Annotated in this window: 9 protein-coding genes; 6 read left to right on the forward strand and 3 right to left on the reverse strand. The window is 58.9% G+C overall.

The window, feature by feature from the left end; translation table 11 throughout:
- Positions 1-20: 20 nt before the first annotated feature.
- Entirely contained in the window at positions 21-1577 is a 1557-nt protein-coding gene (locus tag ACWI0H_RS03280; protein WP_485874819.1) for an ABC transporter substrate-binding protein, read from the reverse strand.
- Positions 1578-1792: 215 nt separating this feature from the next.
- On the opposite strand from ACWI0H_RS03280, the gene ACWI0H_RS03285 reads away from it, so the two are divergent.
- Positions 1793-2491: a GntR family transcriptional regulator gene (locus ACWI0H_RS03285; protein ID WP_485874820.1), complete on the forward strand. Its 699-nt coding sequence runs from the start codon at positions 1793-1795 to the stop codon at positions 2489-2491.
- A 20-nt stretch (positions 2492-2511) separates the two neighbouring features.
- On the forward strand, positions 2512-3549 hold the full coding sequence (locus ACWI0H_RS03290) for a histone deacetylase family protein (RefSeq protein WP_485876152.1): 1038 nt from the start codon (positions 2512-2514) through the stop codon (positions 3547-3549).
- Here the strand turns inward: ACWI0H_RS03290 and ACWI0H_RS03295 are convergent.
- Positions 3546-3851, reverse strand: a complete 306-nt coding sequence (locus ACWI0H_RS03295; RefSeq protein WP_179929776.1) for a helix-turn-helix domain-containing protein — start codon at positions 3849-3851, stop codon at positions 3546-3548. The genes ACWI0H_RS03290 and ACWI0H_RS03295 overlap by 4 nt on opposite strands.
- Positions 3844-4218 carry a type II toxin-antitoxin system RelE/ParE family toxin gene (locus ACWI0H_RS03300; protein WP_485874822.1) on the reverse strand — a complete coding sequence of 125 codons (375 nt, stop codon included), beginning with the start codon at positions 4216-4218 and terminating at the stop codon, positions 3844-3846. The genes ACWI0H_RS03295 and ACWI0H_RS03300 overlap by 8 nt, the downstream gene beginning before the upstream one ends.
- A 153-nt stretch (positions 4219-4371) precedes the next feature.
- Here ACWI0H_RS03300 and ACWI0H_RS03305 point away from each other — a divergent pair, with 153 nt between their 5' ends.
- The 4 genes from ACWI0H_RS03305 to ACWI0H_RS03320 are packed head-to-tail and all read left to right on the forward strand — an operon-like array spanning position 4372 to position 10773.
- A complete protein-coding gene (locus ACWI0H_RS03305; protein WP_485874824.1) occupies positions 4372-8037 on the forward strand; it encodes an ATP-binding protein in 3666 nt (1221 codons plus the stop codon).
- Positions 8034-8669 (forward strand): hypothetical protein, encoded by a 636-nt coding sequence (locus ACWI0H_RS03310; RefSeq protein ID WP_485874826.1) that lies wholly within the window; start codon positions 8034-8036, stop codon positions 8667-8669. Before ACWI0H_RS03305 ends, ACWI0H_RS03310 begins: the two co-directional genes overlap by 4 nt.
- Positions 8666-9907, forward strand: coding sequence for a hypothetical protein (locus tag ACWI0H_RS03315; RefSeq protein WP_485874828.1), 1242 nt, complete (start codon positions 8666-8668; stop codon positions 9905-9907). Before ACWI0H_RS03310 ends, ACWI0H_RS03315 begins: the two co-directional genes overlap by 4 nt.
- The gene (locus ACWI0H_RS03320; protein WP_485874830.1) at positions 9904-10773 is read left to right on the forward strand and encodes a DUF7281 domain-containing protein; all 870 of its coding nucleotides are present in this window, start codon (positions 9904-9906) and stop codon (positions 10771-10773) included. Before ACWI0H_RS03315 ends, ACWI0H_RS03320 begins: the two co-directional genes overlap by 4 nt.
- The last annotated feature ends 153 nt before the right edge of the window (positions 10774-10926 follow it).

The raw sequence follows: 10926 nt of genomic DNA on the forward strand, positions 1-10926 counted from the left end.
GCTACCTGGGTGGCTTGGGTTTAGCGGTCTAGCCAAGCATCTTTAAAGCCGTCGTTAACACCCACGCCGGAAGTGACCAGGTTTTTAACATCACAGCGGTACAGGGTCGGGAAACCCAGCTCCATCAGCCAGCCAACCGGCACGTCTTCATGGAGGATTTCCTGTACTTCGCGGTAAAGTTTTTCGCGCTCTTCGTCAGGATAAGCCGTGGCGGCCTCGTTGAAGAGCTCGTCCACACGCTCGTTTTCATAGCCTTCCACGTTATTCCAGGGCGAGCCCTTGGCAATATTGTCGGAAAGGTAGGTGCGTGAAATACCCAGCGCCGGATCGCCGTACTGGTAGAGATAGGTAAAGGCCAGATCGTAATCCCAATCGCCCAGGCGCTGGTTCCAGCCCCCTACGTCGGTGGCTTGGGTTTCAACGTTAATACCCACTTCGCGCAGGTTCTGCTGCACGGCTTCGGCCCAGCGGGTCCAGGTTTCGCCATAGGGCAGGGGCAGGATGGTGATCTCTTCGCCGTCGTAGCCCATTTCATCCAGCAACTCGCGGGCGCGGTCTGGGTTGTAGTCGTAGGGTTCCAGGTCATCGTTCTGGAAGCGCGCATTGGAACCAAAGGCGGAGAGCGGGACATTGCCCAGGCCGTTCCACAGCACATTTTTGGCGAACTCGCGATCCATGGCGTACATCACCGCCTGGCGGAAGCGTTTATCCGCGGTGGGGCCTTCGCGATTGTTCATCCACAGCATGGCAAAGGGGCTGAAGTATTCGTGGCCCTCTTCGGTCATGCACACGTTATCCATTTCGGCCAGGCGGGGAATATCGAAGTTCTCGACGGTGCCGCTGGGCAGTACATCAATGGTCTCGTTCTCGAACGCCACCGCACGGGAAGCACCGTCAGGAATAACGTGCCAGTTCACGCCATCCAGGTAAGGCAAGCCCTCTTCGTAATACTCTTCGTTCTTGACCAGCTCGATGACGGTGCCGCGTTCCCAGTTGTCGAACTTAAACGGGCCGGTGCCAATGGGATGATCATTGTGTTCGTTATTGCGGAAATCGGTACCCGCGTAAAGGTGTTCGGGCACCATGGTAAAGGTGCCTGCTTCAAACGAGAGCAGGAAAGGGCCAAAAGGCTGGGTCAGGGTAAACACCACGGTGTGATCGTCAGTAGCTTCGATGCTTTCCACGTGCTGTAGCACGGCGCGGGCGCTGGGGTTCAACTCGCGGTGGAAGACATCGGCGGAGAACACCACGTCATCGGCGGTAAAGGCTTCACCATCGTGCCAGGTAACGCCTTCACGCAGGTGAAAGGTGTAGGTGCGGCCATCGTCACTGACCTCCCACGACTCCGCCAGTTGCGGCATGGGTTCAAGGTCGGTGGAGTAGCGCAACAGGCCTTCGTAGATGTTGCCCGAGACGGTGCGTGTAGGGGCGTTCTGAACCATGCCTAGCACTAGGCCGGGCGGCTCCGGCTGGATAATGGTGTTAACCACACCGCCCTCTTTGGGGTCATCGGCCAGGGCGGCGGAGGTGAAAGCAACTGCTGCAGCGGAAATAGCCAAAGCTAAAGGTTTTTTCATGTTTCCTGCTCCTCGGTTATTAGCACGTAATGGGTTTACGTAGTCGTTAGGCGAGCGAGGCGTGGCGTGTTAGGCCCAGTTGTGTTGTTTGTTAGGGACCTGTTTTGACCATAGCAGTACATGGTAAAACTGTCGACAGTCGGCAATCGTTCGTCGACAAGCGGCTTTTTTTCGTCATACTTAAGGAAACGCGCCACACCCCACGAGTAAATTTTATGGCCTTATCAACGGCGGCTCCCAGGCCCTTTATCCAGCAGCAGAACCTTGTCGAGCAGGTGGCTGACTATTTGACCCAAGCGATTATTCAGCAACACTTTTTACCCGGCGAACGGCTTTCGGAAGTACAGCTTTCCCGTGACTTGGGCGTTAGCCGCGCACCGGTTCGTGAGGCCGCGCGCTTGCTGGAAAGCCGCGGCTTATTAATATCAAAACCCCGCCGCGGCTTCTTTGTTCGCGCGTTGAATGCCGTTGAACTCGAAGATGTCTTTGATTTGCGACTGTGCCTGGAACGTCACGCTATTCAGCGTCTGGTCGAGAGCTATAACCCAGAAGCCCAACGTGCTTTAAAACAGCAGGTAGACGTACTTTGTGAGGCGGCAGCGGGGGACGATGGCACCCGCCGTATTGAGGAAGATTTGCAGTTTCATCGCCTACTGTTGCACTACGCAGGCAATGAGCGGCTGCTACGTGCCTTCGACGACCTCACTCATGAACTGCGCCTCTGCATCACGCTAATTACCAAAACCCATGAAGCCCCCGACACCATCGCTACCAGCCACTATAAGCTGCTCGACGCGCTGGATAGCGGCAGCCCTGACGCCTGCCGTGAGGCGATTGACTACCATATCGGCGTTGCTCGTAAGTTCGTGGTGAAGGGGGTGGGCGAAACCGGAGATAGTTCTGATGAAGGATAGTTCTGATGAATAGAGTGCCGATGAAGACGTTCTTTCACGATGATCAATTGCTTCATCAGCCGCAAACCTACTTCTCCCGCGGGAAAATGCGTACGCCCCAGGAAGTGCCTGAGCGCGCCACGTATCTGCTGGCCGCCGCCAAGCGGCTAGGGTTTGATATTCAAGCACCCGCCGATTTTGGGGTAGAGCCGCTAAGGGCAGTGCATTCGCTGGCCTATCTGCGCTTTCTGGAAAGCGCTCATCGGCGCTGGCATGCCCTTGGAGAAGATTGGGGTGAAGAGGTTATCTCCAATATTTTTGTGCGTTCGCCCAACGCCCTGCGCGGCATATTGGCGGAAGCCGGGCGTTATCTAGCCGACGGTAGCGCGCCAGTGGGCCAGCATACTTGGCAGGCGGCCTATTGGTCGGCGCAGAGCGCGGTGGCCGGTGCGGAGACCTTGTTAGCCGGTGATCGATTTGCCTATGCGCTATCGCGCCCGCCGGGCCACCACGCGGGTATCGATTCCGTCGGCGGCTTTTGCTTTCTCAATAATGCCGCCATCGCCGCGCAGCGCCTCACCTCACGCTACCCACGCATCGTCGTGATGGATCCCGATATGCACCATGGGCAGGGCATTCAGGAAATTTTCTACCAGCGCGACGATGTCATGTATATCTCGATCCACGGCGATACCACCAACTTCTACCCAGCGGTAACCGGCTTTGAAGACGAGCGCGGGCAGGGCGCAGGGCTGGGTTATAACCTTAATCTGCCGATGCCCCATGGATCAGAGGAGTCGGTGTTCTTTGACCGCCTGGAGCAGGCCTGCCAGACCATTCGCCTGTTCGAGCCTGACGCCATTGTGCTGGCGCTGGGGTTTGATATCTACGAGCGCGACCCCCAGGCCAAGGTGGCTGTTTCCACGCCGGGGTTTGGTGAACTGGGCCGCAGGGTGGCGGGCCTGAATGTACCCACGCTGGTGGTCCAGGAAGGCGGCTACTACTTGGAAGGATTAGAGGCTAATGCAGTGAGTTTCTTTGAGGGGCTGCTGGGCAGAGTAGAAAGTAATAACGATTAAGCCAGTATTTCCAACCCCTTTTCGGCCACCAAATTCAGCAGCTTAAGCGAAGGGCCATTAGGTTTCTTCTGGCCTTGCTCCCACTTTTGAACCGTGGACACACTGGTATTCAGGTAGGCCGCGAATACTCCTTGGCTGGCGTGATTCTTGGTGCGAATCCGCTTGATCTGTATGGCTGTGTACTCTTTTACTGGCGGCAGACAGAGTGCATCGAACTCGCGAAGCGTGGTTTCTTTCATCACACCAGCCGTGTGAAGATCTTGAGCCGTTTCATGCACCATATCTAAGATTGATTTATCCATCGTTTTTTACCTCAATCAATGCGCCATGCTTAATGGCTTCAGTTAGTGCTTTGTCACCGTAGCCCAGTAATTCTTTTGCTAAATGTTTTAACGCTTTAAGCTCTTCGGCACTGATGTTAGCGCGGGCATTTTTGGCAAAACCATAAACAAAGAACGCCTTATTACCGATCTTATAAGCCAACAGGGTTCTGGCCCCGCCGCTCTTGCCTCTACCACCGATTGCCACGCGTTTTTTCACCACATGACCACCTAGGTCGGCATCAATCAGGCCGCGCTCCATTTCCTCAACTGCAGCTAGCAAAGCAGCATCATCCAGTCCTTCCTTTGCTGCCCATTTTCTGAACACTTTGTTTTTAAATACTCGCATCTGATACCTGTACTGTTACCCTTAATGTATAGCACTAGGTGTTATAGTGAGCCAGCTTTTTTTAGCCGCGTAGCCGCTTTGGTCTGTGTCTGGCAATATAGCCACTTTCAGCGATCAGCATAACGATCCGATTAGTAAACGAAAGGACACGGCATGGCCCACCTGCTACGCATCGTGATGATTCACGGCCACCTGGAAGGGGTGGTTGAACTGAGTGTGGACGGTCACACCAATATTTGCGGCACCAACGCCTCCGGTAAAACCACGCTACAGCGCCTGGTGCCGGTGTTTTACGGCGAGCTTCCCAATAAAGTAGTGCCCAAAACGCGCATGAAGTTTGATGCGTTTTACCTGCCCCACCGCAACAGCTATCTGGTGTACGAATACCGCCGTGAAGCGGGCAATATTTGCCAGGCGGTGCTGACCCGCAAAGCCGAGGGCGGGGTGGAGTACCGCTTTGTCGGCGCGCCCTACCAGCCGGAAGATTATCTGGTGGAGAGCGAGGCGGGCGTAGCGGCGCTGGACTACACCCAGTGGGCCAGCGGCCTGCGGCGTAGCGGCACGCCGGTCTCCCCCAAGCTGGGCGCGACCTCTGAATTTCGCTCGGTGATCCAAAACGACTTTACCCAACTGCACGGCAACAGCCGCGATGGCCTCAAACTGCGCCAAATCGCGGCCCAGTTCAGTCTGGTAAAACCCGAGCGGCGCATCCGCCATATCGAAAAGCTGGTTTCTGCGGTGCATGCCAAAGAGGGCAAGATGGACACCCTCAAAACCATGCTGGCGGCGATTTTCGAAGAGGATGGCGTTGAGCTGCCGGTGACACGGATTCGCAACACCAAGGCGCGGGAGTGGATTGCCCAGATGCGCCAATCCATGCGCCTGGAACCGCTGCAGGCCTCTCTTGCCCGGCTCGCCGGTATCGACCGTGAACTCGCCGACCTAGATGCCACGCTGTGGCAACTGAAGCCCCAGCTGGAAGAGGACCGCCAGAAAGCAGAGCGGCAAATGGCCGATGTGGATGCTGCGCTTGCCCGACATCACCGCGAGTTCCAGCAGCGGGAGAGCGATTACAGTGAGGCGCGGGATAAGCTAAACGACCGCCACAGCGAAGTGGTCAGCGATTTGCAGCAGGCCCAGCGCCGCCTGAATGATCTACAAACCCAGTACGAGCAATACGCCGAGGCGGATATGCCCGCCCTGGAGCGCGACATCAACGCGCTGCCCCAGTGGCGGGAACAGCGTGACCAGCTGCGCACCCACCTAAACGTGATGCAGGACGCGGTAAAAGAGAGCCAGGCGCGCCTGGATGGTCGGCTGCGCGAACTTTCCGAGGCGCTGGCCCGCCAGACCCGTGAATCCCAGGAACTGATCGACGCCCTGGTCGAAGAGAAAGCCCTGCGTCGGGAGCAGCAGTGGGAGTCCGAACAGCAGCTCAACGAACGCTACCAGCAGGAGCGCCAACGCCTGGAGGGCGAGTACCAGGCGCAACTGGAACTCGGCGTCGAGCAGCTAGCCGAACTGAAAGCGCAGCTCTCGCTCTCGACCCAGACCGCTGAAGAGGCTTCCGAGGCGGAGCTTGCCCAGGCGCGACTGGATCAGGCCCAGCAGGAGCGCAATGCATCGGCCGCTACCCTGGATGGCCTGCGCCGAGAGTTTGAAAGCCGCAAACGCGAACGCGACAGTGCCGAACAGCAACTGGTGCAACTTCGCCAGCAGTTGGAGCGCGCCGAGCAGCGCTGCTTTGCGCTCTACCAGCAGCGCGACCCGGAGCAGGGCAGCCTGCGCCACTTCCTGCGCTACCACCGCCCTGGCTGGGAGCAGCAGCTGGGCAAGGTGATTGCGCCAGAGCTGTTGGAGCGGCGTGACCTCGCCCCGCAGTTGGCGGAAGGCGCAAGCGATGACCTGTTCGGGCTGTCGCTGGATCTTTCCGCCATTGCCTTGCCGGATTACGCCCAGGATGAAGCCAGCCTGCTGGCCGCCATCGAAGAGGCGGACACAGCCAAACGCCGGGTGCAGTCAGAGAGCCAAGCCGCCGAGAAAGCGCTCAAGCAGCATAACGAGCGGGTGCAACAGGCCGATGAAGCCCAAGATCAGGGCCGCATGGCCCACAAGCGCGCCGAGCAGGAAGTCGAGTTTGCGATAGAGGCCCGCCGCCAGCAGCAAGAGCGCCATACCAAGCGCCAGCAGGAGCGCCGCACTGCTCATCAAACCGCGCTAGCCAGCCAGGAGCAGGCACAAAAGGAGCTGCGGGAAGAGAAGCAGCAAGCACTCGCCGCCCTCAGCGAGACCCACCAAAGCCAGTTGTTAGAGCTAAAAGCCGACGGCCAAAGCCAGGTAGATAGCCTGGATGCCCAACTGCGTCAGTATAAGCAGCAGTTGAGCGACGCCAACAGCGAACACCAGCGCCAGCGCGCGGAGCTGGAAGAGGCCTTTAGCCAGGAGCTGGCCGAGCAGGGCGTCGACCCCGCCAAGCTAAAAGATACTAAAGAGCGGCTGGCCAGCCAGGATGAACGCATTCGCGTCACCGCCGCCCGTCAGGATGAACTCACCGAATACACCCGCTTTATGCGCGTCGAGTGGGGCCAGCATAAACCGCAGCTGGTCGCCCAGGAGGCCGAGCTGGAGCAGGCGGAGCAAAAGCTGCAGCGGGATAAAGAGCACCTGAAAAACGATTTTCAGGCGGCGCGCAAAACTCACCAAAGCACGGTCAGCACGCTCAAAACCCAGCGGGAAAGCGAATACGCCTGCCTGGAAGCCTTGAAGCCGCTACTCACCCAGCTGGAAACCTTGGCTATCGAGCCCGACGGCCAGGCGCCCGGCACGCCACTGGGCGATGTGGACGAGCGTATTGAGCGCGCCCGCCAGGCATTGGGCAATCGCCACCAGCTCATCGAGCAGCTACGCCGTGGCTGCCTGGAGGTCGAAAGCCAGCTGATCAAGGACGCCAGCAGCGGCTTCGCCGAAGCGCTGGAGAGCGAGCGCAGCAAGTTGCAAAGCGACAACCCACGCCTACAGCTGCCGCTACTGCGCGACATGCTCAAACTGCTCGAAGATCAACAGCAGCAGCTGATTCAGGAAGGGCGCAACCTAAGCGACGACCTGGATAAGTTCTTCACCGTGTTCCGCGATTTGAACCGCCGCATCAGCGCCCAAAGCCGCCGACTCTCCGAAGAGGTCGCCGACGACCTGCGCCTGGAAGGCATCACCAAGGCCGAAGTGCGCATCCAGTCCACCATCGATGAACTGGGCTTCTGGGAGCCGCTGAAGCTGTTCGCCCAGCGCTATAAAGAGTGGCGGGAATCCGGACAGACGCTACCCAGCGACGACTACCTCAATGCCCTGGCGGACGTGGTCGATTTGCTGCGCAGCGACCAGCAATACAGCTTCGAAAGCCTGCTGCGCTTGGAGCTACACCTGAACGAAGGCGGCACCGATCTGGTGATCAAGAACGACCGTCAACTGCTGGAGTCCTCCAGCCACGGCATGGCGTATCTGATTCTGTGCAAGTTCCTACTCGCCTTTACCCGCCTGCTGCGCGGCGATGCGGAGATCGCCATCCACTGGCCCATCGATGAGATCGGCACCCTGGCCTACCACAACGTCGAAAAACTATTCGACGCCTGCGACAGCAACCGCATTCATATCGTCGGCGCGTTTCCCAACCCCGAGTCCGACGTGCTGCTGCTGTTCGCCAACCGCTACTTGATTGATCGCGATGAGGCCAACCCCAATAAGCGGGTGTTAAAACGCATCGAGCCACGGCTAAGCCGCCTGGCCGAACGGCTCCAGGAACGTCAGCAGGAGGTGACGGTATGATCGAACATGGCCCACTGCTAGAGCGCCTGCTGGCCGGGGAGTTTGTCTGCCCGGTCAGCGATGAGAGCGGCTATCGCCATCTCGCCAATGAAGAGACCCGGGAAGAGATCGACACCTACCTGCGGCCGCTTAACCGGCGGCTAGCCAGCAACGAAGACGGCAGCGTCTACTTTCTGGCCTGGCGTCAGCTCAACGACAACGCTCGCGATCAGCTCTCCCGCCAGCTCGGTGATACGCTCAATAGCCTGCTGCCGCTGCTGGAGTGGCTGCAGTTGGTTCAAGAGGCGCTGGGCCGCGATACCCTGGCCGCCCCCGGCGATGTGCTCAAACCCGCCGAATTCAGCGCCAAGTGCGAAGACAACCAAAGCCTGCGCGAACGCCTGGAGCGCCTGGCCACCGACAGCTTTTTTGGCTCGCAAAGTGACCAGCTCGATGCCCAGGTAAAGCAGGTCTTCAAGCGCCTGAAAGAGCACGGCTACCTGCTTCAGCCGCATTCAGAGCGGCAGGTGTTCGTGGTCACCGGCAAGATCGACTACCTCGTGGATCTGGTGCGCTTTATTCGCGATGAAGAGAACCTGCCCATCGAAGAGGGCAGCGAGGAGGGCTCTGGCGCTCAGGAGGCCCTTCTGTGAGTGGCAGTGAGCATGCACTCGAAAGCCGCCTGCTGAAAACCGGCAGCGAACGGCTGGCGCTGCTCGGCAAACACGCCGATGTACTGATGCAGGCCTACACCCGCGATGAAGTGCCGCTGGAATCTCTCAGCGATAGCGCGCTACGCAAGCTGCTGGCGGCGCGCATTCTATGGCGGCCGGACGAGCAGAGCGGCGTGAAGCTGGCGCCCAAGGTGCGCGAACTGATCGCCGAGATGCTCGCCGACGAGACCCGCCGCCATGTGAATGCCGATGTAGCGGAAACCCTGGAGCTGATTCGCGCCCTGGTACACAGCTACCGGGAAGCGCGCAGCCGCGGCGAACACTGGCGGCTGGAGCAGCAGCTGATGCGCCTGCGCCAGGAAGTCGACGACCTGAACGGGCGCTTCGCCGATGCCATCGACAGCTTATGGCAGCGGCTGAATAGCGATTTTGGTTTCGTCAGCCAGCTCAACGACAAGATCCGCGAAAACGACCGCGCCCAGAAGCAGATCGCGAGGCTGCTGGATGGCCTGGCGCTGATCGACTTCGACGAGCTGATCGAACTGGTAGGCAGTGACGGTAGCCTGCGCAAGCTATTGATCAGCCAGCTGCAGCAGCAGTTAAGCCACCACTACACCGGCCTGCGCGAAGTGCAGCGGCGCTTGATCGAATTGATGGCGCGCTTTCGTAAACAGCAGGCGCGCAGCCGCCTGATCAGCGGCATGGCCGCCTTTATGCGCGAACATCCCGGCTTTGTGCCGGGCAACTACGCCCGGCGCAGCGAGGTGCCAGGGCTAGTCAATCAAGCCGCCCCGCTAAGCGCCGCAGCCGCCCCAGCGCTGGATCGCAACCTGGATAGCCGCTTGCTCGCCGAGCTGCTGCACCAGCTACCCCAGCCGCGCCATACCACGCAAACGGTTGAAGCCGCCGCCCCTGCACAAGCCCAGGAGAGCAGCCTAGCCACCGCCCGCCAGCAAGCGCTCAAGCAGGATGTGGAGCACTTCTATTTGAGCGTGATCGACCAGCCCCAGGCGGAGCCGGTCAGCGCCCTTGAGTACCTGCACGCAAGCCCGCTGGAGTGGCCGGATGAGATTTGGCTCTTCCAGGTGATTTCCGAATACCAGGGCCTACCGCGCAGCGACCAGAAGGCGTTTCGGCTCAAACAGCAGGAGAGCCAGGCCAGCCAATTCAATCACCTGCGCCTGATCCACGATGTAGAACTGCAGCTGGCTGTATGAACCTACCCAGCCGCGCACGCAATGGCCTTAACGGTGTGGCCCGCGAACTTCTCCGCCAGCCCACGGTGGAGAAGCCGCGCCGCCAGTGGGTAGACGACGTAGTGGCCTGGTGCCACCAGTACGACATTGACCTGGCCACGCGAATCAACAGTAAAGCGCTGCGTTTTGATGCGGCCTTGCTGGCGCAGATTAATGACGTATTAGAGAGCGCCCGCCTAGCACCGCTAGGCCGCTCACTCAGCGGCCTGACCAGCAGCGCCCAGGCGAAAGAGGGCGTAGAAGAAGACAAAGCAACCCGCGAAAGCCCACGTGCAAGAAGGGTACTCGTCAGCTTTCCATCTCAACCAACAACAGGGCTTGCCAGCGAGCCACGCGCTATTCGCGATGTAGATGTTTTGGGGTTAAAGCTGAGTGCGTTCAGCGCTCTGGTGCAGGTCGAAAACCTAGACAGTTTTTATGAGTTTTCGCCGGAACTACCCGCACTAAACAACTACGTAAACCCGCTGGTCGTCTACCGCGGCGACAGCCACTACGGCGGCGGCTTTGCCTTATTGGCCGAGGCGTGGCGCAAAACCCGCCGAACACACATCTACGCCGGTGACTTCGATGTAAAAGGCGTCACGCTAGCGCTGGATAGCGGTGCTACCCACTTGCTCTTGCCCAACATTGAATGGCTTACCCAAAACGCCACGCCGCTGCACGTGCCTGCTGAACAGTTTCCTTACCAGCGCAGGCTGCGCGCGCATCTCGCCGCGCTGCCCTCCGTCCACCCTCTGCGCGACTACCTAACGCTGCTGTTGGAAAAGCAGCAAGGGTTAAAGCAGCAGTGGTTTGGTGGGGTGATGCTTTGTGTGGGGTTGAGTTAGAGGCAACCTCATTCGATTATCGAACCATCTTTAGTAGTCGGCTATATTTCCTATTTTTATTGGAAATATTTGCCATTTTGCTGCCTTGATAAAACTTACTAGCGGCTTGCGTATGCTAAGAAGTACGCGACCCTAGTGCGCATTAAATATAAT

Source organism: Halomonas sp. NYA30 (assembly GCF_976980765.1).

Coding starts and splice junctions, on each gene's coding strand:
- ACWI0H_RS03280 (WP_485874819.1), bottom strand. CDS start 1,577: ATGAAAAAACCTTTAGCTTTGGCTATTTCCGCTGCAGCAGTTGCTTTC.
- ACWI0H_RS03285 (WP_485874820.1), top strand. CDS start 1,793: ATGGCCTTATCAACGGCGGCTCCCAGGCCCTTTATCCAGCAGCAGAAC.
- ACWI0H_RS03290 (WP_485876152.1), top strand. CDS start 2,512: ATGAAGACGTTCTTTCACGATGATCAATTGCTTCATCAGCCGCAAACC.
- ACWI0H_RS03295 (WP_179929776.1), bottom strand. CDS start 3,851: ATGGATAAATCAATCTTAGATATGGTGCATGAAACGGCTCAAGATCTT.
- ACWI0H_RS03300 (WP_485874822.1), bottom strand. CDS start 4,218: ATGCGAGTATTTAAAAACAAAGTGTTCAGAAAATGGGCAGCAAAGGAA.
- ACWI0H_RS03305 (WP_485874824.1), top strand. CDS start 4,372: ATGGCCCACCTGCTACGCATCGTGATGATTCACGGCCACCTGGAAGGG.
- ACWI0H_RS03310 (WP_485874826.1), top strand. CDS start 8,034: ATGATCGAACATGGCCCACTGCTAGAGCGCCTGCTGGCCGGGGAGTTT.
- ACWI0H_RS03320 (WP_485874830.1), top strand. CDS start 9,904: ATGAACCTACCCAGCCGCGCACGCAATGGCCTTAACGGTGTGGCCCGC.